The organism is Capnocytophaga canis (genome assembly GCF_043187445.1).
In the GTDB taxonomy this organism is placed as follows: domain Bacteria; phylum Bacteroidota; class Bacteroidia; order Flavobacteriales; family Flavobacteriaceae; genus Capnocytophaga; species Capnocytophaga canis.
On record NZ_CP171121.1, the window covers coordinates 2504629 to 2530346 of the forward strand.

At 33.5% G+C, this 25718-nt stretch carries 24 protein-coding genes; 11 read left to right on the forward strand and 13 right to left on the reverse strand.

Annotated features, from left to right (window positions below):
* Positions 1-166: 166 nt before the first annotated feature.
* The 5 genes from priA to ACF3OB_RS10670 form a co-directional block, all read right to left on the reverse strand.
* Complete coding sequence (gene priA / locus ACF3OB_RS10650; RefSeq protein WP_095893229.1) at positions 167-2617, reverse strand: primosomal protein N'; 2451 nt, start codon at positions 2615-2617, stop codon at positions 167-169.
* A complete protein-coding gene (locus ACF3OB_RS10655) occupies positions 2618-3535 on the reverse strand; it encodes a YihY/virulence factor BrkB family protein (protein WP_042006254.1) in 918 nt (305 codons plus the stop codon). It lies immediately after the preceding gene.
* A 308-nt stretch (positions 3536-3843) separates the two neighbouring features.
* On the reverse strand, positions 3844-4056 hold the full coding sequence (locus ACF3OB_RS10660; protein WP_111947367.1) for a hypothetical protein: 213 nt from the start codon (positions 4054-4056) through the stop codon (positions 3844-3846).
* Between the two features lie 60 nt (positions 4057-4116).
* The gene (locus ACF3OB_RS10665) at positions 4117-4485 is read right to left on the reverse strand and encodes a rhodanese-like domain-containing protein (RefSeq protein WP_392447679.1); all 369 of its coding nucleotides are present in this window, start codon (positions 4483-4485) and stop codon (positions 4117-4119) included.
* A gap of 115 nt (positions 4486-4600) precedes the next feature.
* On the reverse strand, positions 4601-5251 hold the full coding sequence (locus ACF3OB_RS10670; RefSeq protein WP_119652307.1) for a protein-L-isoaspartate(D-aspartate) O-methyltransferase: 651 nt from the start codon (positions 5249-5251) through the stop codon (positions 4601-4603).
* 122 nt (positions 5252-5373) lie between these two features.
* Between ACF3OB_RS10670 and ACF3OB_RS10675 the strand changes: the two genes are divergently transcribed.
* The 11 genes from ACF3OB_RS10675 (at position 5374) to msrB (ending at position 18275) form a co-directional block, all read left to right on the forward strand.
* On the forward strand, positions 5374-6183 hold the full coding sequence (locus tag ACF3OB_RS10675) for a M48 family metallopeptidase (RefSeq protein ID WP_042006252.1): 810 nt from the start codon (positions 5374-5376) through the stop codon (positions 6181-6183).
* 392 nt (positions 6184-6575) lie between these two features.
* Positions 6576-8048 (forward strand): TolC family protein, encoded by a 1473-nt coding sequence (locus ACF3OB_RS10680; RefSeq protein ID WP_392447681.1) that lies wholly within the window; start codon positions 6576-6578, stop codon positions 8046-8048.
* A 66-nt stretch (positions 8049-8114) separates the two neighbouring features.
* Positions 8115-9239 carry a 6-bladed beta-propeller gene (locus ACF3OB_RS10685; protein ID WP_392447683.1) on the forward strand — a complete coding sequence of 375 codons (1125 nt, stop codon included), beginning with the start codon at positions 8115-8117 and terminating at the stop codon, positions 9237-9239.
* Between the two features lie 18 nt (positions 9240-9257).
* Entirely contained in the window at positions 9258-10025 is a 768-nt protein-coding gene (locus ACF3OB_RS10690; protein WP_392447684.1) for a 6-bladed beta-propeller, read from the forward strand.
* A gap of 48 nt (positions 10026-10073) precedes the next feature.
* Positions 10074-10964, forward strand: coding sequence for an IS1595 family transposase (locus ACF3OB_RS10695; protein WP_095894058.1), 891 nt, complete (start codon positions 10074-10076; stop codon positions 10962-10964).
* Between the two features lie 226 nt (positions 10965-11190).
* Complete coding sequence (locus tag ACF3OB_RS10700; protein ID WP_392447687.1) at positions 11191-11358, forward strand: hypothetical protein; 168 nt, start codon at positions 11191-11193, stop codon at positions 11356-11358.
* A gap of 46 nt (positions 11359-11404) precedes the next feature.
* Positions 11405-12391, forward strand: a complete 987-nt coding sequence (locus tag ACF3OB_RS10705) for a hypothetical protein (protein WP_172918167.1) — start codon at positions 11405-11407, stop codon at positions 12389-12391.
* Positions 12392-12548: 157 nt separating this feature from the next.
* Positions 12549-15698, forward strand: coding sequence for an efflux RND transporter permease subunit (locus tag ACF3OB_RS10710; protein ID WP_392447689.1), 3150 nt, complete (start codon positions 12549-12551; stop codon positions 15696-15698).
* A 65-nt stretch (positions 15699-15763) separates the two neighbouring features.
* A complete protein-coding gene (locus ACF3OB_RS10715) occupies positions 15764-16321 on the forward strand; it encodes an RNA polymerase sigma factor (protein WP_392447691.1) in 558 nt (185 codons plus the stop codon).
* Positions 16322-16681: 360 nt separating this feature from the next.
* Positions 16682-17140, forward strand: a complete 459-nt coding sequence (locus tag ACF3OB_RS10720) for a DUF417 family protein (RefSeq protein WP_172919228.1) — start codon at positions 16682-16684, stop codon at positions 17138-17140.
* A gap of 19 nt (positions 17141-17159) precedes the next feature.
* The gene (gene msrB / locus ACF3OB_RS10725) at positions 17160-18275 is read left to right on the forward strand and encodes a peptide-methionine (R)-S-oxide reductase MsrB (protein WP_172917078.1); all 1116 of its coding nucleotides are present in this window, start codon (positions 17160-17162) and stop codon (positions 18273-18275) included.
* 110 nt (positions 18276-18385) lie between these two features.
* Here the strand turns inward: msrB and ACF3OB_RS10730 are convergent, their stop codons facing one another.
* The 8 genes from ACF3OB_RS10730 to ACF3OB_RS10765 form a co-directional block, all read right to left on the reverse strand.
* On the reverse strand, positions 18386-18817 hold the full coding sequence (locus ACF3OB_RS10730) for a hypothetical protein (protein WP_172919230.1): 432 nt from the start codon (positions 18815-18817) through the stop codon (positions 18386-18388).
* Between the two features lie 14 nt (positions 18818-18831).
* Entirely contained in the window at positions 18832-19323 is a 492-nt protein-coding gene (locus ACF3OB_RS10735) for a hypothetical protein (RefSeq protein ID WP_392420283.1), read from the reverse strand.
* 31 nt (positions 19324-19354) lie between these two features.
* Positions 19355-19894 (reverse strand): RNA polymerase sigma factor, encoded by a 540-nt coding sequence (locus ACF3OB_RS10740; protein WP_042006236.1) that lies wholly within the window; start codon positions 19892-19894, stop codon positions 19355-19357.
* 3 nt (positions 19895-19897) lie between these two features.
* Complete coding sequence (locus tag ACF3OB_RS10745) at positions 19898-21733, reverse strand: ABC transporter ATP-binding protein (protein ID WP_392447693.1); 1836 nt, start codon at positions 21731-21733, stop codon at positions 19898-19900.
* A gap of 239 nt (positions 21734-21972) precedes the next feature.
* Entirely contained in the window at positions 21973-23055 is a 1083-nt protein-coding gene (locus ACF3OB_RS10750; RefSeq protein ID WP_042006233.1) for an AMP-binding protein, read from the reverse strand.
* 227 nt (positions 23056-23282) lie between these two features.
* Positions 23283-23513, reverse strand: a complete 231-nt coding sequence (locus tag ACF3OB_RS10755; RefSeq protein WP_042006231.1) for a hypothetical protein — start codon at positions 23511-23513, stop codon at positions 23283-23285.
* Between the two features lie 202 nt (positions 23514-23715).
* Positions 23716-24960: an alginate export family protein gene (locus ACF3OB_RS10760; RefSeq protein ID WP_392447695.1), complete on the reverse strand. Its 1245-nt coding sequence runs from the start codon at positions 24958-24960 to the stop codon at positions 23716-23718.
* Positions 24961-25171: 211 nt separating this feature from the next.
* A complete protein-coding gene (locus ACF3OB_RS10765) occupies positions 25172-25591 on the reverse strand; it encodes a hypothetical protein (RefSeq protein ID WP_042006226.1) in 420 nt (139 codons plus the stop codon).
* Positions 25592-25718: the final 127 nt, after the last annotated feature.

Sequence of the window (25718 nt, forward strand, 5' to 3'; positions counted from 1 at the left end):
TCAATTATTTTAACACACTGTTATTTAGTTATTTAAATGCATAAATCAAAAATACTTAGTGAAATTAGAAATCCGCAATTTTGTATGATATACACCAGTAAATTTTTCATTTTGCAAAGATACGTTTTTTGTCCTTGCTATGGATATTGTAATAAGATATTTTTCCTTAACTAACGTTGTAAATCACTCGAATTGAACGAAAATTCGGGATAGCCTGAAAACTAATTTGAGTACGTAGAATGTATTTTTTTACGTTTTCAGCGGAATGGGTAAAAGGAATTTTCAGTAGAATGTCCTTGATATATTCATTTCGTATACGAGAAACTAAAGGGCTTTCAGGGCCTAAAATATGTATATCAGTATGTTTTTCAAATCCTTGACGTAATGATTTTCCAAACCAATCGGCTCCTTCTGTAACTTTATTAAAATCGGCATGTTTGAATGAAATTTTTATCAATCGAACCATTGGTGGATACAAAAATTCCCTGCGTTCAGCTATTTGATTGTTGAACATATCTCTAAAATTGTGTTCCAATACCTGTTTTAGTACCGGATGGTTCGGATTGTAAGTCTGAATCAATACTTTACCTTTTCTAGTACTTCGTCCTGCTCGTCCAGAAACCTGAATTAGTAATTGGAAACTACGCTCATAAGCCTTATAGTCAGGAAAATGAATGAACGAATCGGCGTTCATCACTCCTACCAAACCTACATTTTCAAAATCTAATCCTTTACTAATCATTTGTGTGCCCACCAAAATTTGAGTTTGTTGTTGCTCAAATTTCGACAGTATTTTTTGATAGCCATATTTTCCGCTTGTGGTATCTTGATCCATTCGGTCAATGGTCACTTCAGGAAAAAGTTGAGCCAATTCCTTTGTGATTTGCTCTGTTCCAAATCCTTTGGTTATCAATTCATTACTTCCACAAGCAATACAATTATCAAGTATTGGAATAGCATACCCGCAATAGTGACAACGCAATTGTTTCCTACCCTGATGATACGTTAAACTAACGTCACAAGCGGGACATTGAGCTACTGTTCCGCAACTTTTACATTGTATTTCAGGAGCATAACCTCGTTGATTTTGGAATAGAATTATTTGCTGTCCTTCCGACAAGGTAGTTTGTATCTCTTGGATAAGTTTATCAGAAAAATGCCCTGTCATCTGTTTCCGAAAATGTTTATCTCTAATATCAATCAACTCAATATCAGGGTATTGAAACTCACCAAATCGTTTTAGTAAATACGCAAATCCATATTTTTTACGCTTAGCATTGTATAGGCTTTCAATTGAGGGGGTAGCCGAACCTAGTAACACCCTAGCATTCTGTATTTTAGCTAACATAATGGCTGTGTCACGAGCTTGAAAACGAGGTGCAGGATCAAATTGTTGGTAAGAAGCATCGTGTTCCTCGTCGATTATGACTAATCCTAAATTGGAAAAAGGTAGAAATACGGACGAACGAACTCCTACAATTAGCTGATTTTTAATATTTTCATTGAGTACATTATTCCAAACTTCAACCCGTTCATTAGTTGTATATTTGGAATGATATACCCCTAATTTATCTCCGAAATGCTTTTTCAAACGATTGATCAAATGTTCCGTAAGTCCAATCTCAGGTAATAAATACAATACTTGTTTGCCTTCATCTAAACATTTTTGAATCAGATGTATGTAGATTTCAGTTTTTCCAGAAGCGGTAACTCCTTGAAATAAAACAACTTGGTTAGTATTAAACTGTTCATTAATTTGCTTTAAAGCTGTTAGCTGAGCCTCGCTGAGCGATTTACTTCCAATCAATTCACCTTTGAAATTGATTCGGTCTTTTTGGATGTAATATTCCTCAAAAATTCCTTTTCCAACCACTGATTTCAAAACAGTAGCCGAAACGTTAGAATCGGAGAGCAATTTTTCTACCTTTAGAGGAAGTTTATTACGCATCATCCAATTAAAATAGGCTACTAATAATTGCTTTTGCTTTACTGACTTACCGACATCCTCAAAAACAGCTTTCATCCCTTCATCCGATTGGTATTTTTCTGCCAAACGAATGTATTTTTCTAATTTAGGTACGTATTTTTCAAATATTTTTTCAGAAATACGAATGGCTCCTTTTTCTAATAAACTTTTAACCACTTTCAAAGCTTTTCGTTTTCCTACAATTTGATTTATTTCCTTAGCAGTGAGTGCTGTTTTATAGGATAATGCCTCATAAACCATCCATTCATCATCTGAAAAAAGAGTCATTTCCAAATCAGTTTCGTCCCTCTCCACGATAGTTTCACTCTCTAACAAAAAAGCTGATGGCATGGCTGCTTTAAATACATCTCCCAACCAACACATATAGTAGTCCGAAATCCATTTCCAAAGTCGTAATTGAGAATGATTTACAATAGGGGTTTCATCCAAAATATACTCAATATCTTTGGTTTCGTATGAAGGTTCTGTAGTGTGTACACTCTCTACCAAAGCCGCATATACTTTTGATTTCCCGAAAGGTACAGCAACACGCATCCCTGGTTTTAGGAAATGAGCTTCTTCCTTAGTTACGTTGTATGTGAATAGTTTTCGCAACGGAATGGGAAGTATAACGTCAATGAAATAAGCCATTTATCGTATTTTTTTAAGTCGTAAAAGCGAAGCGTTGAGTTCAAATCCCAACAAAAGAATATTAGAATTTAACCAAATGTACAACAAAAAAATCAACAATGCTCCAATGGAACCATATAATTGATTGTATTGTGAAAAATTTTCGATGTAAATACCAAACAAATAGGTGGTTAATGCAAATAATAACACTGTCAGAATTGAACCTATGGAAAAAAACTTACTTTTTTTACCCTCCTTAGTACCAAAGAAAAACAGAATAGAAGTTGCTAAATAGATAATGACAGTTACAAAACCAATTTTTGACCATTGAATGATAGTTTCTGTACTGTAAAGTAGTCCTGTTCTCTCCAAGTATGGAACTATGTAAATGCCATAGTAAATAAACATTGCTATCACAATCAGAATCAGCAAAGCAATAATGATTGCTACCATTAGAGCAACCATATACTGACGGATGTAAGTACGTGTTATTCGTACATGGTAGGATGATTCAAAGCCTCCAAAAATAGCTACTATTCCATTTGTCATCAGTAATATAGATAATAAAAAAACTGATGAAAGTAATCCTCCTCGGCGGTTATCGGCTATGTCAAAAAAAATACTCGAAAACAGTTCATTAGTGCCAGGAGGCAATAGCCCGTCAATAAAACTCCAAACGTCAATTTGAAAAGTGTCAATCGGTACGTACGGAATCAAATTCAGTATAAACAACAAAAACGGAAAAATAGCTAAGAAAAAACTAAATGAAATAGCGCTAGCACGATAGGTCAATGCCCCCTTGACAATCCCAACAATGTAAAGCTCTAAGAAATCGTATAGAGAAAAACTATTTTGCGAAATGGTTACTCTTTTCAGTAATGCAACAAGGTTTTTCACTACAGGAATTTTAGCTAATTTTTGTTCTATTTTTTCCGACATATGTTTTTTGTTGAAGTAGGGTGATTTATCTAATTGAAGATGAGTTTTTTTAAGCGTTAATTTCGAAAGTAATTAGCTTTTCTTTTAGTCAGTAAATTTTAGGCTAAGAACTACACTTGATGACAAAAGTATAAAAAATATTTCACAATCGAAAGATTTTTGGCAGCTCGAGTAATAAGCTAATGGCAACTTGTAAATAGGTTTTAAAATTAAATTATATGAACAAAAAAAGATTTTTACGAAGTTTTTACTTCGCAAAAATCTTCAATTATCTTGTACTGCTTGAGCTTTTAACTCTCAAAAAGTGGCTATGCTGATTTTTTAGCTTTTCTTGCTTCTCTTTTCTCTTTGATAGCTTCCATAATAGCTCCTCCTACCCAGTAAGGAACTACGAAAGTCAATAGGAAAATCATCAACCAAAAACCGATAGTTGCGATGCCTAAAAACACTAAAAATCCTAAATATTGGTCAAATTCAAACATAATCTTAAAATTTCGCCAAATGTACAAATTTTTGTACATATTCAAAAATAAATTTTTTACATTTTTCTGTTTTTGAATCTAATTTAAAATGCTTTTAAATTATTTTTCTACAGGTTTTCCTGCACCGCTCCACTGCATAAAACCCCCATCTAAGTGCATCAAGTTTTTAAACCCAGCCTTTTCGAGTATTGCATAGGCTTTTGAACTGCGTCCACCACTTTTGCAATATATGTAGACAGTATCCTCTTTATCGTATTGTTTTTCAAAATTTTCTAAGGAATCATCTTCAAAGAAATCTATATTAATGGCTCCTTTCAGATGTCCATCAGCAAACTCTTCTGCAGTACGTATATCCACTAATTTGTCAGTAGCTTTTGGTTCATAGTCTTTGATTTTGATGTTTTTTTCTGAAGGAATGTTACTACAAGAAAAAAGTCCCATAGCTAAAATTAAAATTGATTTTTTCATAGGTATTCGTTTTTTATTCAATTTACATTCATTATAATTAAATTTCACCATGAATAGTATGGTCATATAGTAATTAGGTATTATTCTTACTCTTGTACAAACAGAAGAATGTTACTTATGTTTTATCTTTAAGCATTGGAACAAATTGAAAATCACCGTATTCCGTTTTGTGAAATTCCGTATCTGATATACGTTCAAAAAGGGTCATTACTTGGGTTTCTATTCCAATAGGTACTACTAATCGCCCCCCTATAGCTAACTGAGATAACAACGTCATAGGCACTTCGGGAGCTCCTGCTGTCACTAAAATACGATCGAATGGAGCTTCGTTTGGTAAACCTTTATAACCATCGCCAAAATACATTTTTGGCAGACGAGACATTAATTTAGGTAATAACAACTGCGTTTGTTTGAACAATTTGTGTTGACGTTCAATCGTATAAACTCTTGCTCCTAAAAAAACTAATACACAGGACTGATAGCCACTGCCAGTACCTATCTCCAGCACCTTTTGTCCTGTCGAAACTTCTAATAATTCAGTTTGAAAAGCCACTGTGTAGGGTTGTGAAATTGTCTGTCCTTCTCCTATAGGAAAAGGCTTGTCTTGATAGGCGTGCATTTCAAAACCGCTGTCCATGAACAAATGACGTGGAATTATGCGAATAGCCTCTAAAACATCTTGGTCTTTTATTCCTTTGGCTCTGAGCAAATCAACTAACTGATTTCGCATTCCTTTATGTTTCAAGGTGTCATTTAGTTGTAACATAACAATCGTTTATCCTCAGTGAGCAAAGGTATTATTTTTTTTCATTTTTGTAAAATTATTTAGTTCAAAAGTCATACTTTTTTTATTAACTTTGCCCTGAAAACATATCAATATAATATTTTATGAAGAGAATTAGTATCATTGTGATTCTGTTGGTCGTTTTTTCATGCAAAACGAATCCATTTACAGGTAAAAGTACGTTTAACTTTATGCCGAATAGTAATTTATTTCCGTTGTCTTTTTCTCAATATTCTTCTTTTTTGAGTGAAAATAAGGTCATTACTGGAACTAAAGAAACCGAAATGGTAAAGAAAGTGGGGCAACGTATTGCGAAAGCAGCTCAAATGTGGTTGGAACATAACGGATATAAAGATTATCTAAAGGACTATCAATGGGAATATAATCTGGTACAAAGCGATCAGGTAAATGCTTGGTGTATGCCAGGAGGAAAAATTGTAGTTTACACAGGAATTTTACCTATCACACAAACCGAAACAGGCTTAGCGGTGGTTATGGGACACGAAATAGCACATGCTTTGGCTGACCATGGAGCTCGACGCATGAGTGTAGGTACAACACAACAACTTGTCGGAATGTTAGGAAACGTAGCTTTACAGAACAGTAAGTATTTAGATGAGTTTAATATGGCGTATAACGTTGGTTCTCAGGTAGGTGTAACCCTTCCTTTTAGTAGAGCTCATGAAACGGAAGCGGATGAAATAGGAATTCAAATCATGGCAATAGCAGGATATGATCCAGAAGAAGCACCAAGACTATGGGAACGCATGGATGCTAATAGTTCAGGTGGCACCATTGAGTTACTCAGTACACACCCTTCAAATGCCTCAAGGATAGCTAATCTCAAAAGTATGGTTCCTAAAGCAAGAGCCGAAGCTGCAAAATTTGGTATTAGAACGTTTCAATATAACTAAGTTACTTTCGTATTCTGAGAGTAGATTTTCAATCAATAGGCAAATTCCCTTATTTAATTAAGTTAAGTTAGAGGATTTGTGTGTTTATGACCTCAAATAAAAATAAAAATTTTACTAATGCCAAAAAAATATACGGACTTGGTATTAATGGTACTGTATACGAATATGGGTTGAGTAATATTTTGTAAAATTTGATGGGTAATTACGGAAATCAGTAATGCAAAAAACGGTTGATGTAGCTTTATTGTTTCCAAGTTGAGCGTATTAAAGGGCTGTTCAAGATGATAAAAGTTTTGTATTTTAACATTTTGGACGGTTTCTTTTTGTTTATAAGATAGAATGTTTATATTTTTGCGTTATTCTTTATCTGGAATGAAACTCATGTCATTATTATGAAAGCAGTATTATCTTTACTATTTATCCTATTTTTCTTCTTTTCTTTTTCCCAAGAGAAAACAATGACTTTAACTTTGGAGCAGTTAGTGACGATGGCAAACAGTCAATCCATAGCTTCGTTTAAGGCAAAAAATATGTACCTATCGAATTATTGGAGTTTTAAATCGTTCAAAGCAAACCGATTGCCTTCCCTTTCACTGAGTATGACGCCTTTGCGTTACAATCGAGATTTTGTAAGACGGTACGATTCCCAACAAAATATCGATGTGTACCGCCCACAACAAACCTTGTTTTCACACGGAAACCTTTCTCTAATTCAGAATTTTGATTGGTTAGGGGGAACCTTTTTTGTAGACTCAGAGTTAGGGTATCATCGTAATTTTAGCGACAATAAGTTTACACAATATTCAAGCGTACCCATTCGTATAGGATACAGACAGCAACTTTTGGGGTATAATCCGTTTAAGTGGGAAAAAAGAATCGAACCCATCAAATACGAAGCTGCCCAAAAAGAGCTTCTTTACAACTTGGAACAAACAGCGGAAGAGGCCGCCGGCTACTTTTTTAATTTAGCGATGGCACAAGCGGAGCACAAATTAGCAAAAGAAAAAATACAAAGTGCAGACACGTTATACAACATCGGGAAAGAACGTTTTGAAATTGCTGCCATTCGCCAATCCGACCTGATGACGCTACGTTTGGATAAAATCAATGCTGAAAATGCTCTACAAACTGCTGAAATTAGTGTAAAAAGAGCAATGTTTGCGTTGGTTTCTTACTTAAACTTGGAAAAAGATACTAAAATTCTGTTGGATATACCACAAAAGGTAAAAAACATCACTATAAATCCTGAAGAAGCACTCAGTTATGCTAAGAAAAACAATCCTAACTTCTTAAAACAAAAAATACAGATATTGGAACTGCAACAAACGGTGGATAAAACCAAACGAGAAGCGAGATTTAATATGGGTGTTTCGGCAAGTGTAGGTTTTAATCAAGTAGCTCCGAGCTTTGACAAGGTCTATAACTCCCCCTTACAGCAGGATGTGTTTGCCATCACGCTTTCTGTCCCGATTTTGGATTGGGGTGTGAATAAGGGCAAATACAATATAGCAAAAAGTAATCTTTCAGTGGCAGAACTCTCTACCAAACAAGAAGAAATCAAAATCGAAGAGGAAATACTGATGACTTTGGGAGATTTTCAAGTACAACAGCAAATCATCATCAGCGCACAAGAAGCCTTGGAGTTGGCATCGCAGGCATACCAACAAACCCAAGAACGATTTATCATTGGTAAGGCAGACATTAATAGTCTTACCCTTGCTAATGACCGACACCAACAAGCACAACGCAATTATATTTCAGCTCTTCGAAACTATTGGCTAAATTATTACAAAATACGAAAATATACCTTATTTGATTTTGAAGTAGGGGAATCCATACAAATTGATTTTGATAGTTTGAATTAAAATAATTTGTTAATAGTAAAATTAATTGTTATTTTTAACAAAATTCTGTAGTATATAATTATAAAAATGAAACAGTTTACGTACCTTATTTCCTTTCTTTTGTTGATTTCTTGTAAAAATGAATCAATACGTCCTCAAAGTGACAATCAAATTAAAATAGACCCAAACAAAAAAGAGCTGTTTTTTGACATTAAACAAGCTCAATTTTCTGAAACGATACCTCTTGAGAGTACAGAGCATTCTTTATTGGGTAATATCGATAAAATATTAATAAAGAATAACCATATGTATATTCTTGATAAGGAGATTGCAGAGGCTATATTCGTTTTTGATGAAAAAGGAAAATTTATCTACAAAATAGATCGTTCGGGGCAAGGACCAGGAGAATATTCGTCCTTAGATGACTTTACTATCGATGAGAAAACAGGATCGTTGTTAATTTTAGATGCAGATCAGAGAAAAATTCTATATTTTGAAGGTTCTACATTCACTCACGAGAAAAAAATACCATATGATATTAGTTTTATCTCTTCTAACGGGGAAAATTTCATTGGTGTAACTAATTATTGTGACGGTGAAGGGCAAGAATGTCACCATGTGTTGTTGTTTGATAATGATTTTAATCTCATCAAAAAAGAGGAATCTTTCGTGTATGACCCTCAAAAAATAGAATGGGATTTAAGATTACCTCTATTTACATCTGCTCAAAAAAACTTTTATACAAAATCTTTTTCAAATTATATTAAACTTGTAAATGAAGGTAGCGTAAGAAATTTTGTACACATAGATTTTGGAAGTAACAATCTGCCTGAGAATGTGTTGAATTACGATAGACAAAAACTCTTAGATTATTTAAAAAAAGAAAAGAATGTTGCTTATCTAATAGATAATTTTATGATGGATGAAAATCTTGTTTACTTCAATTTCTTCTATAATCAGAAGTTGTTATCCGCTTTTGTATCTACTGAAGATTTTAGTAAGAACAGATTATTCCATAACATAATAACTATGGAAAAAGTATCTCTAACTCCTCTCTATATGCATGGTGGTTTTATCTATTTCGTAATGGACTCAATGCAAATGGAAAATCAAGCCGATGCAGATTCGGAAGACAGCCATACAATGGAATCTAATCCCATTCTGTTAAAAGTTAGTAGTGAAAAAATAGCAGGTTTATTTTTTAGCAATTGATAAATAATGATTTAAAAAATGAAATTTATTAGAAATGCCTTATCTTTGATAGCTACTTTGCTTGTAATCAGTTGTAACTCGGAAAATAAATCGATTGATTTTCTGCAAGTTGACGTTAAATTAGAAGATAATACTATTCATCTTTCAGATATTTTTTCTTCGGTAGAGATTGTGCCTTTACAAACAACCGATTTATCCCTGATTACAGATGGAGCTCAGCTAAAATTTTCCGATCAGTTCATTTTTATTGAAAGTAATAAAAGTATCAAATTATTTGATTATGAGGGAAATTTTGTTAAAAATATCGACCGCAAAGGCAATGGAGTAGGGGAGTACTTGGGTATTTCAGATTTTTATGTTGATGATAATTCAAAAAAAATTGAAGTCCTTGACAAGCGTCAGAAGAAAATATTGCAGTACAACCATAATGGAGATTATTTAAGTGAAATTCCATTGAATTTTTGGGCAGTTAAATTTACTCGAGACACTAATAAAGATTTATTTGTTTACAGCGGAAACGAGAGAGATAACAATAATGCGTACAAATTCAATATATTTGATAATGAAGGGAAAGGTTATCGCTTTTATGGGATAGACGAAAAAAAGAGTAAGTTTTTACACATTTTAAACTTGGTACACTTTTATAAAAGTGGAGATGAAATGTTGTTTTTTGAGCCTTTTAATGACACCATTTACAATTTTAAAGAAAATAAATTAAAGCCGAAATATGTCATTTCATACAACGGAAAGAACGTACCTCCATCATTTTATGAAAACAATAATTGAGTTCCTCATATAATTTCATATATTTGCAGTTCATAAAATCAGGTAGTTATGGAAATTTTTAACGGTCAAAATCTTTTAGAGTTCACTGAACGCTTCAAAACCGACTTAGATTGTGAAGAATATTTAGCTCATTGGAAGTGGGAAAAAGGCTTTGTTTGTCGTAAATGTGGGCATACAAAAAGCCAAATCCGCAAGGATTTTTCAAGAACTTGTAACATTTGTTCTGATACGGAAAGCCCTACGGCAGGAACACTTTTTCACAAAGTAAAATTCGGGCTTCGTAAGGCTTTTTTTATTTGTTTTGAGATGTGTGCAACCACTAAAAACCTATCAGCTTTACAAATGTCTGTTCGTTATGGAATTACCGAAAATACGGCTCGATTGTTTATGCACAAAGTTCGTGAAGCAATGAAATCCAATGAATTACATAAAATGAATGGTCAAGTTCAAGTGGACGAGTTTACTGTGGGAGGGAAAGAAGATGGCAAACAAGGTAGGAGTTACGATTCAAAGAAAAAAAAGATTGTTTGTGCCATAGAACTAACTGATGATGGGAAGGTTAAACGATTCTATGCTAATAAAATAGAAGATTATTCTGCCAAATCATTACGGACAATTTTTGATAAACATATTGATAAATCCGCCCAAGTGACCACTGATGATTGGAAAGGTTACAGACCTATTAAAGATTTCAATATCAAACAAATACCGAGTAATAAAGGGAAGAATTTCCCTATTTTACATACCATAATACACCAAGTAAAAAGTTGGTTGAGAACGATTTATTGTCGAGTTTCAGATTTCAATATGGATAGATATTTGGCTGAATTTTCATACCGAATTAACCGTTCTCAATCGAAAGATAATATATTCAATAATCTCATCAAACGAATGATTGAGAAGAAACCTGTTCATCACCGGAATTTGATATGTAGTTAAGTGTGGAACTCAAAACAATAATTTTGGAAATATATTTGAATTTTTCCAAGAATTTAAAAAGTATGGTTACATAAACTCCACATACAACGCATTTGAAACCCAAACAAAATTATATTTTCAATGTTTCAAACAAAGTGAAAAATACCTGATTTCATACGATAAAAAAACAAGTAAGTCATTTTCTTATAACAAAATTATAGATGATTTATTTTCAAAAGGAAAGGAATTGCCTTTTCAAGAGTCGGATATCACTTTTTTTGCAGAAAACAGTACGGTAATGTTTATGGTACACCCCTCGTGGATTATTGAAAATAAGATAAATGAGCTATATCCTAACCTAAATAACCTCAAAGAAGATGATAATTCGTTGTTATTTATCGGAAAATTAAAATAGAAGTCATTTTTGAAAAAGAGTTGTGTTCTAAAAGAATGATATTATTATGAAAAGCTATATTGGAATTGTTTGTTTTTGCATATGTTTTACTTTCGTAAGTTGTGAACAGAAGGATAAGACATTGAAATTCAGTGATAATCCTGTGGAATTGTTCTTTAAGGATAGCATTCCTATAAACCAGTTGCTGAATGTTGAACAAATGCAAGTAACAAACAATTCCAATTTGGTAATTAGAAATTCAGCAACAGATACCATTTTTAGTGTATATGATTTGCAAGATTTGAAACATATAGGAAATATTGGATATAAAGGGAGCGGTCCGAATGATTTTTTGATGCCTTTGATAATTCATGCAGAGAGCGATTCTCTTTTTGTATTTGATTTCGCAAAAGATGGGTTTAGTTGCATTATAAACAAGAAAAGTAGTCAATTATGGAAAGGATTATTTATAAAAGAAACTCCTCTGTCTATGTTGCTCACTGAAAATAAAATCGTGTTAGACACCAAAGATGGTGAGAGACTTCGGTTGGTTACTTATGATACTTCAGTTGGCGAATTAAATGAATTATTTTCTTTTGAAGAAATCAACAATTTAAATATTCCTATAAATCTAAAAACAGGATATTGGACAAAACTTTCTAAAAAGGACATTTTTGTTTACGCATATCAATATATTCCGAAAATTGATATTATTTCTTCAAGTGGAAAATTGTTGAAGACTATTTTATATGAAAATCAAGCTTTTCCTTCTTCCAATGACAATGTGGATTATGGAAAAGCGATGGTATATAATTTTAAAGTATTGGCATCATCGGAGCATTTTTTCATTTACAGAATAAATCAGGAGGGCAGAAAAATAATGGATAAGGATATAAAAACGTTTATCGACAAATATTCGTTGGAAGGTGATTTAATAGAAACATATCAATTAAACACCTTTTTTAAGGATTTTGTTATATGGAATGATTTATTAGTGGGAGTTAAATATCCTGAGCAAGATTGTTTTATGATTTACGAATTTCCAAAGAAATAAGCCTTTGAATTTTTGAGCATTATAAAATGGTCTTCTAACTTAAATTGATTTTGGCATTTTTTGATAATTTTTAAAATGAATAAGATAACTATTTTTTCCTTTGTTTTTTCAAAATCAAGAATGAGTTATTAGGTTAAAAATTTGAATTAGATAGAAAATGTTGGAAAATAAAATATCTTCATTCAGCATTATTTTAGTGTTTTTGTGCATTTCTTTAGCGGGAATAGCACTTGTTCCTTTATTGCCTGTAAAGTTAGCACCCTCCCAAAATCTCCCTGCTCTGACAGTGTCTTTTTCGATGCCCGGAAGTGCATCGCGTGTGGTGGAAATGGAAGCTACTTCAAAGATAGAAGCGATGCTTTCCCGTATTAAAGGTATTAAAAAAATTACTTCTCGTTCGGGAAATGGTTGGGGAAGCGTTTCCTTGGAAATGGATAAACACACTTCCATTGATGTTGCTCGTTTTGAGGCATCCACCGTTATAAGGCAGTTGTGGGGCGATTTACCAAGAAGTGTTTCTTACCCACAATTGCAAGTGCGTCGCCCTGATGAAAATGCGAATCGCCCTTTTCTAAATTATACTCTCAATGCATCAGCACCACCCATTACTATTCAAAATTATTGTGAAAACAGCATCAAACCCCGACTTAGTGAGATTGAAGGTATCTATAAAGTGGATGTAAACGGAGCAACTCCTATGGAATGGCAACTTCAATACGACAACGACCAACTGAACCGAATGGGAGTAAGTGTGGACGAAATCCAACGAGCCATACAGTTGCATTATAATACACAATTTTTGGGTATTGGAGAAATTGAAGATAATGGAAATGTTCGAAAATTTGCACGAGTTGTCTTAGGAGATGCTTCTGAAAAAGAAACTTTTGACGCTTCCAAAATTTCTGTCACCAATAAAGACGGAAAGATACTCTATTTGAATCAATTAGTAAATGTCAGTAGGGTGGAACAAGCTCCCCGAAGCTATTACCGTATCAACGGACTCAATTCCATCTATATTTCCATTTCGGCAGAAGAAAACGCCAATCAATTGCAGTTGAGTAGCGAGATCAAAAAATTGATGGAAGATATTAGAAAAAATCTTCCGCAAGGGTATGAATTACATCAGAGTTACGACGCTACCGAATACATCAAAGATGAACTCAACAAAATTTACTTCCGAAGTGGGCTTACTATCCTGATTTTATTGGCTTTTGTATTGCTCATCTCACGAAATTTTAAATATCTGTTCCTTATCGTTAGCAGTTTGTTCATCAATCTGGCAATAGCTGTTGTGCTGTATTATTTTTTACGTTTGGAAATACAACTCTATTCACTGGCAGGGATTACCATTTCCCTCAATTTGATGATAGACAATACTATCATAATGACCGATCATTTGCAAACCAAAAATAATCGAAAGGTCTTCTTACCGATTTTGGCAGCTACGCTAACTACCATCGGAGCTCTTTGTATGATTTTCTTTTTAGACGAGCGATTGCGACTCAATCTGCAAGATTTTGCGATGGTAATTGTTATTAATTTGGCGGTTTCGTTGCTCGTTGCCTTGTTTTTCGTACCTGCAATGATGGAAAGAATTAAAATCGCTAACAAAACACGAAAATCACGACAGAAATTCCGTATATCGAAGCGTTTTATCGTAAAAACAAGCCGATTTTATCAAAAAATCATTTTGCTTTTAAAGAAAGGAAAATGGGCTGTATATGTATTTTTTATTCTTTTGTTTGGACTACCTGTTTTTTTGCTTCCCGATAAAATTGATAAGGAAACTCGATGGGCGGAGCTGTACAATAATGTTTTCAATACGGCAACTTACAAAGAAAAAATAAAACCCATAACGGATAAGGTTTTTGGAGGAACCTTGCGTTTATTTGTTCAGAACGTATATGAGCGGGGATATTTTGACCGAAATCAGGAAATGGTCTTAACCATTACCTCTTCAATGCCCAACGGGACTACACTCTCACAGATGAATACTTTGGTACAGCGAATGGAAAGTTATCTTTCTACTTTTTCTGAGATAAAACAGTTTCAAACCTCTATAAATAGCCCTAACAGAGCTTCCATTTCTGTGTATTTTACCAAGGAAGCGGAACGCTCGGGATTTCCGTACAGACTGAAAAATAGTGTGATTACCAAAGCCTTGGAATTGGGTGGCGGTAGTTGGGGTGTTTTTGGGTTGGAAGACAGAGGATTTAGCAATGACGTGAAAGAAACTGCGGGAAGTTTTTCGGTAAAATTGTTGGGATATAACTACGATGAGCTGAACACTTGGGCAGACTCTCTGAAAAATAATTTACTGAAACATCGTCGTATCCAAGAAGTGACCATCGGTTCAGATATGTCTTATTACAAAGATGATTATCAAGAATTTATGTTTAACTTAGATAAAAAACAACTTGCCATTCAGAATATGTCTCCCTCTCGGTTGTTTAATTCGCTTTCGAGTATGTTTGGTAGGGACATTTGGGCAGGAAGATTGTTTGTTGATGGACAAAATGAAGATATCGTACTTCACAGTAAGCAATCCAAAACATACGATATTTGGGCATTGCAACACGCTGGAAATCATTTTGACGAACAATTTCATAAACTGAATCAATTTGCTCAAATTACCAAAGGACAAGCTCCGAAAGAAATCGCCAAAGAAAATCAACAATACCGATTGATAGTGCAGTTTAATTACATAGGTTCTTCCCAACAGGGAAATAAGGTACTTGATAATGAAATAGAAAAGCTCAACAGTAGCTTGCCTTCGGGATATAAAGCCGAAAAACAAGGTTGGAATTGGAATTGGGGAAAAGATAAAAAACAATATTGGCTATTGGGTTTGCTTATTGCGATTATCTTTTTTACTACTTCCATTTTGTTTAATTCGCTCAAACAACCTTTTATTGTTATTTTGATTATCCCTATATCATTTATTGGGGTTTTTCTTACGTTTTATAGTTTCGACTTGAATTTTGACCAAGGCGGATTTGCATCGTTTGTACTGCTTTCAGGGATTACGGTAAATGCTAATATTTACATTTTAAATGAGTATAACGGTCTTCGTAAAAAATACCCTAATCTTTCCTCAGTAAGAGCTTATTTGAAAGCGTGGAACAGTAAAATCATTCCGATATTACTTACCATAATTTCTACTATTTTAGGATTTATCCCTTTTGTAATCGGACTCAAAAGAGAGGCTTTTTGGTTTCCACTTGCTGCAGGAACCATGGGAGGATTGCTCTTTTCGCTGGTAGGAATTTTTATATTGTTACCGATGTTGGTTGTCAAAAGAAAATAATCTTTATGTTTAAAAATTGAAAAGTTCACACTTTAAGGACTATTTAGTATTTCAAAAAATAAAAGATGGTAGATAAAACAAAAGACCAACAAATAACGCTGTGGATTGAAATGTATTCAGAGTCATTGCTCAATAGGGCTTTATACTTGGTTTCGGATAAGGAAGATGCGGCCGATATCGTGCAAGAAGTTTTTCTTGTAGCTTACACTTCATTTGAATCTTTTCAAGAGAAAAGTAGTCCACTTACGTGGTTGTACAATATTCTTCGCAATAAAACAGCCGATTTTTATCGGAATAAGTATAAAAATCCTGTCAGTACGAGTCTTTCTGATTTTTTTGATGAAGATGGAATCTGGACAGATCAGAGCGTCTTAAACTTTTGGCAAGAAATATCAGAAAATTCCTCAGAAAAGGAAGATTTTTCACGAACTTTGGACGAATGTATCGAAAAACTGCCTCAACGATGGAGGTTTCTCGTTAAACTTTATTATTTAGAAGAGAAAAAGACGGAAGTAGTCTGTCAGGAAATGGAAATTTCAACGACTAATATGTGGAAAATATTGCAAAGGAGTCGTTTGCAGCTCAGAAAATGTTTGGAAATTAATTGGTTTGGAGATGTTTAGCAGAATTATTCATTATTTTATATTGCCTTGTAGTGAAATTTCATTGCTTATTGAAAAGAAAACAGCAAGGAAAATTTCTTTCTTTGAAAAAATACGTCTTTTTTTACATCTGCGGTTGTGTCGTTTGTGTAAAATGTATCACAAAAAAGTAATGTTTTTGGATAAATCACTTCAAAATACAGAAATCACTGAAAAAAAAGTTGTTTTTAATCATTCTGAAATTCAGTTATTTAAGCGTAAAATGAAAGAAAATTTAAAAAAATAGTTCTTTTTTTGTCAGGTTTTTTAAAAGTTAACGACTATAAGGATGTACGATTAATCATACATTTTTAACAGATAACCTTTTAATAATTAAACCAGATGGAAAAACAAATTTCAAATTGTCCGTTGTCGGATGAAAAAATCTACAAAATAGGCTATTACGTATCTCTTTTCGGGACAGCTTTAATTTTATTTTGGATAGGAATTTTCAAATTCACAACAGCTGAAGCCAATGCGATAAAACCTTTGGTCGAAAATCATTTCTTAACATTTTGGGCATACGATTTGATGAGTGTACAAGCCGTTTCAAATCTTGTCGGTATCGTTGAAATTACATTGGCTTTATTGCTTTTACTCAGTCCGTTTTTTCCAAAATTGAGAAAATATGCTGCCTACGGAATGATAGTAACTTTTTTAGTAACAATTAGTTATTTGTTTACTACTCCAAATATGTGGCGAAAAGTAGAATGGCTACCAATTACAGATTTTTTTATACTGAAAGACCTTGTATTGTTGGGTTTCAGCCTAATGTTGGTAGGAAAACAAGAAAAAAAATAATTTTAAATTAGATGTCAAAATGAAAAATATAATTACTTTTATGGCGGTATTGCCTATCATGATTTTGCTTACAAGTCAATGCAAAATCTCAAAGGAATCAGTGAAAATTCAAGAGTCAGTTATGAAAAAGCAGAATATGGATATCAAAACAAAGAATAACAAAAAGGATATGAAAGAAATTTATTTTGCGGGAGGTTGTTTTTGGGGAACAGAACACTTCTTTAAGCAAATTCGTGGTGTTATTGCCACTCAAGTTGGGTATGCCAACGGAAATACCCAAAGGCCAAGTTATGAAGAAGTATATACCGATAAAACGGGATTTACGGAAGCTGTGAAAGTTGTTTATGACCCGAAAGAGGTTGATTTACAATTGCTTTTGGATTTATTCTATAAAACTATCGACCCAACCAGTTTAAACAAACAAGGAAACGATATAGGAACACGTTATCGTACAGGGATTTATACTGTTGATGATTCTGATAGAAAAATAATTGAGAAATCACTTAACGAATTGGCTTCCAAATATAATCAGCCGATTGTGGTGGAGAATTTGCCTTTGAAAAATTTCTATGATGCGGAAGAAAATCATCAAAATTATTTAGATAAAAATCCGGATGGGTATTGTCACATAAATCCCAAATTGTTTCAGGTGGCAAAAGAAGCTAACTCTTTGCCTAAAAACGGTAAAAAAATGTACGAAAAGCCGACCGATGACGTATTAAAGGATAAGCTTACCAAAATTCAGTATGAAGTTACACAAAAAAACGCTACGGAACGTCCTTTTCACAATGAATATTGGAATGAATTTCGCGAAGGAATTTATGTGGATATTACCACAGGTGAGCCTCTTTTCATTTCAACAGATAAATTTGAATCGGGATGCGGTTGGCCAAGTTTCTCCAAACCGATTGATAAAAAACTCATTGCAGAGAAAATAGATAAATCGCACGGAATGACCCGTGTAGAAGTTCGAAGCAAAACAGGTGACGCTCATTTAGGACACGTATTTACAGATGGACCTTTGGACAAAGGAGGATTGCGTTACTGTATCAATAGTGCTTCTCTGCGTTTCATTCCAAAGGAAGAAATGAAAAAGGAAGGGTATGGTGATTATTTGAAACTGCTGAAGAAATAAATTCTTCTTATTAGATTTGGACTTCTAATAAAAATGTTCACAAAACAACAAGAGACCATATTCAAACGGTCTCTTGTTGTCTTATAAAGCAACCTCAAAGATGTAGGTATTTATTTCGAATTTTTGTACTGTGTCATTAGTTTTCTATGAAAATCTCTTTCTGCATTTTTCAATAATACTAATTTTTGTGCAGAGATAACTTTTAAAAGTTCTTTATCTTTATCCTTGCTTATTTTTGAAATTTTATCTCCTAATTCAGTGTCTTTTTTCAAAATTTCCAAAGCCTCTTTTTCGGTCAGATTCTCTTTCTTAGAAAAACCATGTCTACGACACGTTTTGGCTTCGGTATGTAAATCGTGTAAAATTTTATTATATTTTTCGTATATAGGCCAAAACTTTTTTGCCTCTTCAGCAGTTAAACTCACTTCTTCGGTGATATATCCTATTTTTAGAGTTTTTATACGCTCATAGTTATCCTCTTTTTGAGCAAAAATAGAAAAAGTAAATAAATTAAATAACAAGAAAGTATAAATCAATTTCATAATTACCTATTTTTTTAATATTCATCTAATCTATAATCGTATTCTGACAAGTAACTGTCAATATTTCCAAAGGATTGTATGTCCCCAACCAAAAAATTATCTAAGTGAACATCTTCAGATTCTTCAACTATCAGGTAAGATTTATCTTCGATATATATATCGCTGAAATAACCCTGAATCTCTGCCGAAGTCAAATCCGAAAAACGAATGATATCCTTTTGATTATGAGATGTATATATCCAAACAGAAGAGAGTGCAACAGCAACTAAAACCGAAGCTACGGCATATCTGACAAATGAAAACGTGCGTGTTTTTGTTTTCTTCGTTGTAGCTTTCAAAATAGCTTGTTTTGACTTCTCAAAATACTTCTCTGGAACAATAAATGTTTCTTTATTAGGTGCATACTCTTCCAATTCAACCCTATTCATCAATTTCTTTTTGAACTGGTCAAAATAATTTTCGGGCAGTTGCATTCCCGATTGAATATGTAAATTATCTTCGTTCATTTTCTCTAAGACGATAAAAAAGTAAAAAAGTTTAATGACTTTCTAAATAATTTTTAATTTTCTGTACAGCATGATGATATGAAGATTTCAACGCTCCCACTGAAGTACCCAAAATTTCAGAAATTTCCTCATATTTCAATTCTTCAAAATATTTCATATTGAATACAATTTGCTGTTTTTCAGGTAACGAAGATATAGCTTGTTGGAATTTTCGCTCAATTTCGTCGCCTTCAAAATAAGTATCAGCTTCTAAGTGCGAACTTCGGTCGTATTGCAAATCTTCGATAGTACAATTTTTCTCATTAGCTTTCTTTTTCAAAAAATCAAGAGCTTGATTGGTCGCTATGCGGTAAATCCATGAAAATAAAGAGCTATCTCCTCTGAAATTTTCAATACTTCGGAAAATTTTGATAAATGTTTCTTGTAATACATCATCAGCATCATCGTGTGAAATTACAATACGACGGATATGCCAATAAAGTCGCTTTTGGTACAAATCGACCAAAATTTCAAAAGCCTTTCCTCTTTTTTTCTCATTTTGAAGTTGTGATATGAGCTCTTTTTCGTCCAAATTTTATGTTTCAAAAGATTGCATTTCTACCAGTTTTCGATATACGCCATCTTTGGCAAGTAACTCTCCATGAGTACCTTGTTCTACGATGCGCCCCCTTTGCATTACCACGATTAAATCCGCATTTTGGATGGTTGAAAGTCGATGAGCAATGACAATTGAAGTTCGATTTTTCATCATATTTTCCAAAGCACTTTGTACCAAACGCTCACTTTCCGTATCTAATGCTGAGGTGGCTTCATCTAAAATCATAATGGGTGGATTTTTTAAAACAGCACGGGCGATACTCAACCGTTGTTTTTGCCCACCACTGAGTTTACTGCCGGAATCACCTATGTTTGTGTCAAACCCCTCGGGTAGGTCTTTGATAAATTCGTAAGCATTTGCCACTTTGGATGCGTCCAAAATAGCCTCATCGTTAGCAGTCGGATTTCCTATCAGTAAATTGTTCTTTATGCTGTCATTAAATAAGATTGAATCTTGTGAGACCACGCCGATAAGTCTGCGTAAATGACTTATTTTTAGTTGTTTGATGTCTATTCCATCGATTTCGATAGTTCCTTCATTAACATCGTAAAAGCGAGTTATAAGATTGGCGATCGTACTTTTTCCACTTCCCGATTGCCCCACCAAAGCAATGGTTTTTCCTTTGGGAATTTCTAGTGAAAAATCAGTTAAAACGTTTTGTTCTCCGTATCGGAATGTGATGTTTTTCAGTGAAATAGCTGATGAAAAATCAAAAATTTCGGTTGCATTCTCTTTTTCCTTAATTGGATTGTCATATTCCAAAATCTCGAATACGCGTTCGGCTGCGGCATTTCCTCTACGGAAATCGTACGAGGCTTTGCTAATTGCTTTGGCAGGGGTTAAAATGTTGTAAGCCAATCCCATAAAAGCGATAAATGCAGCTCCATCTAAACTTTTTTCCACCAAAACCATTGTTCCACCAAACCATAAAAGCGTAGCAATCATCAATATTCCTAAAAACTCGCTCATGGGCGAGGCTAAGTTTTGTCGGTTACCTAAATTATTTGCTAATTTAAAAAAACGATAGGTTGACTCCTCAAATCTTTTTTGGAAAGTTTTTTCGGCATTGAATGCTTTTACAACTCGCAATCCGCCGACGGTTTCTTCAATGAGTGATAAAAATTTGCCTTGTTCTTGCTGTACTTTTGTGGATTGCTTTTTTAGTGATTTTCCTATTTTGGAAATAATCCACCCTGAAAGTGGAATAAATACAAAAGTGAAAATGGTTAATTTTATACTGATACCGAGCATCATTACAATTGAAAATATAATTGTAAGAGGCTCACGTACAATGAGTTCTAATATAGATAAAAAGGAATGCTGAACTTCTCCTACATCACCAGCCACACGAGCTATGATGTCTCCTTTTCGTTGTTCTGAAAAGTAGGAAAGCGGTAGATTGGTAATTTTTTTATAGAGTTTGTTACGTAAATCTTTCAAAACGCCATTTCGCAAATGGGTAATGAAAAATACTGCTATATAGTTAAATAAATTTTTTAGTAAGAACAACAAAATTACCAAACAGATGACAATAGTGAGTGCTGATACAGAATCCTCACCTACCATATTCGAAATTTTGTAGTTTAGCCATTTTTTTCCGTAGTCCACTAAATCGGAGACGTTTCCAGAGAAAGTGGGCACTTCGTAAACCCTGCTCTCTTTCTTTCCAAACAAAATGTCCAACATAGGAATCAATGATACAAACGACAAAGCACTGAATAATGCATATAATACATTAAAAAGGACATTTAAGAAAGCGTATTTCTTATATGGGTATATATATGGTATGAATTTTTTTAAATTAGGATTCATTTTTTTTGGATTCTGAATTTTATTTTACAGAGGAGTATGTTTTTTAAAAAACTTTCTCATATTCTATTCATCAGCTACATTTGTTAATTTTTGGTGTAGTTACGATGATTAATAACGCAATTTGAATTTAGGAAAACATTATTTACTTTTATGTGAAAGACTCAAATTTCATAAAAAAAACTCAAAAAACGCACATAAAAACACGAATTTTGAGTTTTTTATCTATCTGAAAAACATACTTATTTGTTGTGTTTTTTCACAGTTTCGTCTCTTCGAACCTTCCCGTTATCTGTGTATTCAAATTTTGGAACAAAATAAATAGCTCGTGGCACTTCCAATTTTAACATATCTTTATCAACAAACAAATCATGCGATAAAGTTGGATAATCTTTTTCATTACCTTCTATGTATAAAACCGCTTTCTCCCCAAGTTTCTCGTCAGGTTCACTGGTTAAAAAGTACTGGTTTTTGATATATTTTTTCATTTTACGCTCCACACTTTCAGGAAATACCTTGAATCCGCCCGAATTGATTACATTATCGTAACGTCCCACCCAAATAAACTCAGTTTGAGATATTAGTTCCACAATATCATTCGTAACCACCAAATGATCCGCGATTTGAGGTGCGTTGATTACCAAACACTTTCGGTCATCTTGTGAAAAGGTAACACCCGGTAGTGCTTTGTAACTTTCTTCGTGAGTAGCGGTGTGATTCACTCTACGCATTGCAATATGTGAGATAGTTTCCGTCATTCCATATGAAGAGTAAACATGTGTAGAAACATTTTGCAATTTGTTTTCCAAATCTTCATCGATGGAAGCTCCTCCCAAAATCAATTTTTTCACCCGATGTAAATCGTACAACGACTTTGAAGCTTGTAACGGAATCATCGCTGAGAAATCATAGTCACGGTTAGTTAATGCTAAAGGCATTGACGAGGGCTGGATGATATCTAAATGCAATCCTAAAATGATAGAACGGATAATCATCATTTTTCCAGCAATGAAATCAGCTGGTAAGCAGAAAAGAGCCGTATTTTTAGGTGATAAATTTAGATATTTACCTGTAGCCAATGCTGAGTTGACCATAAACTGCTTTTTCAAATGTATTACCTTAGGAACACCTGTTGAACCAGAAGTAGTTGCTTCAATAAAGTCACGATTATCCAACCAATTTAACAAGAAATCTCCGACAGATTTCAGATGATTCTCTCCGTTTTTTACATAGTCGGTAGCCAAGATAAGCAACCGTTCTCTGTCCATTGGAAAATTGTCAATTTTGAAATCTCTATGTATGAATGTATAATCTATTTCGTTCATTATGTTTATTTTTTTATGCTATGTATTAATTAATTATCTAAAAATGTATGTAAATCTTGTAACACAAATATCTTGGAAATAAAGTGTTTATTTCCTTATGTTTTATGAAAAAATAGAGGTGCAAATATACGAAAAGGATAGGGAAGTTAAAAATAATCGTAAAAATATTTTTATCGGGTAGATTTAACCTTTAAGGCTATGTCTGTTTTTGAGCTTTTCTAGTTGATTTACAAATCAAAAACAGAACTTCGTTTGGTGTAAAATAGGTCTTTTATCCTTAATAGAGATGCTAATAACAGATAGATTCCGAACCAAGCTCCGAGTGTAGCAAACGTGCTGTATATGAAAAATATACGTACATCTTTAGCTCGTACACCTAGCTTTTCTGCTATTCGAGAGGAAACTGCAAATCCGTGTTTTTCCAAAAAAAAACGAAAATCGAACAATTTTTGTTTCATATCTGATTAATTACCTTGCAAATATAGTAAAAAATAGGTACATGATTCACTTTGTTTTTAAATTCTTTATTGATGTTGCACCTGTAATTTGTAATCTAAATGATATTATTCGATGAATAATTTTGAAAGTACTCATAAAAAAACCGCTTGATTCTCAATAATCAAGCGGAATATTACAAGTTTTTTTGTAAGAAAGAGTATCTTACTGTTTGGTAGTGAATAAGGTTGGTTTTATGTTCAATTGCACCCAGAACCAATTTTGCATATCGTGAGTTATGGGCGTTTTTATGGCATCAGAAGGCAAATGATGTGAGTATCCAATGTTTAAGCCAACATCTTTGCGGAATTGCTGTGTGAACATAAAGTCTAACTCGGTTCCGAGATAGCTTTTGTTATCAGCACGTTTTGCATTGCTCATAAAAATATGCGGCATGAATAGCAAATTTGATTTCTCATTGAATTTAACAATGGCTTTAGCATAGATATCGTTGAGTCCTGTGGTTCCCTGTAAATTTTGACCTAAGTAGTAAAAATCCATATGCCCGTTGAACTTGTGAGCCGTTCCGTACAGAGGATTGAAACTTTTGATTTTAGCAGAAGTGTCATCATAGTCTCTACCGCTAAGCATTTCCATTCCCAATCCTGCGGTAAACTCCTGTGTCTTATAAATTAACTCAGCCCGAAGTTGATATGCCAAAACGCTTGTTTTTTGAAATTTTCCAAATTGGTAATAAGCACTTGCTTCCAGCATTAGGCTTGATATCGGGAAAATACCGTAAAAACCAGTGGTTTGCATGTTCGACACACCATCTTGTTTTCCTGATGAGTCAAAGTCTTGAAATCCATTGTTGATAAACAAAAAGCTAAGTGAATTGTCCTGCCATTTTTTGTTGGCTCTTAAAAACTGCATTGTTTTGTAGGTGTTTTTTGAAGCACTACCGACATTATAGGTGTTTCCTACATTGGGCTGTCCCTCTTGATTGAATGCCAATCCGATATTCAGAAAATCGCCGTATGAAATGACAGCCGCATCGTGAAAACGACCATATTGAGACCAATCCAATCCTCCTAAGATCCGCTCATCATCATACGAAATGACTTGTCGTCCTAATTTTACATTCCAATTTTCATCAATTTGCATTTTTGCCCAAGCTTCAAAAAAACCTAAATGATTTTTTAATTCTGCTTGAGGTTGTTGTGCATCGCCCCAAGTAAAAATTTGCTGTGCTGTCAAGCGAAGTTCTAACCACTCGTTTTGATAGGAAGTCCCCAATCGAGCTCGTTGGTTTACAAAAAAAGCAGGTTTCTCTTCTTTTTGAAAAAGCCTTCCCTGACCGTGCCGATATTCAGATCGAGTTCTGAAATTAGCGTCAACAGAGAAATCTTGTGCGACCAAAGTACTAAATCCCACAAGGAATAATAACGTTGTTAAGAAATGTTTTTTCATTTGCAATGGTATTAGTTTGTTTAAGTAACTTTTACATCTTATATAAGAGATTTTTTAATCTCTTATAGAGACAGCACAAATATACACACTATTTTTTATAAAATGAAAAAATAAATCTTAAAAATTACGTTTATCACAATAAATTGTTTGTTTTTTGCGTATAAATATGATATTTATCATTTCTGAGGATATAAAATAATTTTTTGATAGATTATTCCTGTCTTTCCACTTTTTTGTAGAAGTATTCAATTCCCGCTGTATTTTTCACCGTAAATGATTTTTCCGATAGCGACTCCAAGGTTTCTACCCATTTATTGTCTTTGGAGGTATAATTCATCTCCCAAGTATTACCTTTTTTGACGATTGAGAAAAATTCGGCATCCTCACTCGTTTGGTACTTACCAAAAAGTTGTGGATAAACCTTTTTACGAAATCCGCTGTTATCCTTCAAGTCGATATAATCGTAGGTTGTATTTATTTCGTATATTTTTACAGATTTGTCAGCTAAGATAACCTTTTCAATTTCCCAATACCCATTGAGTAGCACCAATTCCTTCTCAGTGATTTTATTTTTGCAAGATGTTGATAGTGAGATTAATAATACAATTATAGTATACTGAATTGTTTTCATAAGTATGTCAAATTATTGCAACTTTATCTTTATTTAAAAAACGTTTACGTACGAATATCGGAGGTCAAATTTACAAAAAATATGCGAGAAAGTTTTGTTATTTCCTTTTTTTGTTGTTACTTTGCAT

Coding starts and splice junctions, on each gene's coding strand:
- priA (WP_095893229.1), bottom strand. CDS start 2,617: ATGGCTTATTTCATTGACGTTATACTTCCCATTCCGTTGCGAAAACTA.
- ACF3OB_RS10655 (WP_042006254.1), bottom strand. CDS start 3,535: ATGTCGGAAAAAATAGAACAAAAATTAGCTAAAATTCCTGTAGTGAAA.
- ACF3OB_RS10660 (WP_111947367.1), bottom strand. CDS start 4,056: ATGTACAAAAATTTGTACATTTGGCGAAATTTTAAGATTATGTTTGAA.
- ACF3OB_RS10665 (WP_392447679.1), bottom strand. CDS start 4,485: ATGAAAAAATCAATTTTAATTTTAGCTATGGGACTTTTTTCTTGTAGT.
- ACF3OB_RS10670 (WP_119652307.1), bottom strand. CDS start 5,251: ATGTTACAACTAAATGACACCTTGAAACATAAAGGAATGCGAAATCAG.
- ACF3OB_RS10675 (WP_042006252.1), top strand. CDS start 5,374: ATGAAGAGAATTAGTATCATTGTGATTCTGTTGGTCGTTTTTTCATGC.
- ACF3OB_RS10680 (WP_392447681.1), top strand. CDS start 6,576: ATGAAAGCAGTATTATCTTTACTATTTATCCTATTTTTCTTCTTTTCT.
- ACF3OB_RS10685 (WP_392447683.1), top strand. CDS start 8,115: ATGAAACAGTTTACGTACCTTATTTCCTTTCTTTTGTTGATTTCTTGT.
- ACF3OB_RS10690 (WP_392447684.1), top strand. CDS start 9,258: ATGAAATTTATTAGAAATGCCTTATCTTTGATAGCTACTTTGCTTGTA.
- ACF3OB_RS10695 (WP_095894058.1), top strand. CDS start 10,074: ATGGAAATTTTTAACGGTCAAAATCTTTTAGAGTTCACTGAACGCTTC.
- ACF3OB_RS10705 (WP_172918167.1), top strand. CDS start 11,405: ATGAAAAGCTATATTGGAATTGTTTGTTTTTGCATATGTTTTACTTTC.
- ACF3OB_RS10710 (WP_392447689.1), top strand. CDS start 12,549: ATGTTGGAAAATAAAATATCTTCATTCAGCATTATTTTAGTGTTTTTG.
- ACF3OB_RS10715 (WP_392447691.1), top strand. CDS start 15,764: ATGGTAGATAAAACAAAAGACCAACAAATAACGCTGTGGATTGAAATG.
- ACF3OB_RS10720 (WP_172919228.1), top strand. CDS start 16,682: ATGGAAAAACAAATTTCAAATTGTCCGTTGTCGGATGAAAAAATCTAC.
- msrB (WP_172917078.1), top strand. CDS start 17,160: ATGAAAAATATAATTACTTTTATGGCGGTATTGCCTATCATGATTTTG.
- ACF3OB_RS10730 (WP_172919230.1), bottom strand. CDS start 18,817: ATGAAATTGATTTATACTTTCTTGTTATTTAATTTATTTACTTTTTCT.
- ACF3OB_RS10735 (WP_392420283.1), bottom strand. CDS start 19,323: ATGAACGAAGATAATTTACATATTCAATCGGGAATGCAACTGCCCGAA.
- ACF3OB_RS10745 (WP_392447693.1), bottom strand. CDS start 21,733: ATGAATCCTAATTTAAAAAAATTCATACCATATATATACCCATATAAG.
- ACF3OB_RS10750 (WP_042006233.1), bottom strand. CDS start 23,055: ATGAACGAAATAGATTATACATTCATACATAGAGATTTCAAAATTGAC.
- ACF3OB_RS10755 (WP_042006231.1), bottom strand. CDS start 23,513: ATGAAACAAAAATTGTTCGATTTTCGTTTTTTTTTGGAAAAACACGGA.
- ACF3OB_RS10760 (WP_392447695.1), bottom strand. CDS start 24,960: ATGAAAAAACATTTCTTAACAACGTTATTATTCCTTGTGGGATTTAGT.
- ACF3OB_RS10765 (WP_042006226.1), bottom strand. CDS start 25,591: ATGAAAACAATTCAGTATACTATAATTGTATTATTAATCTCACTATCA.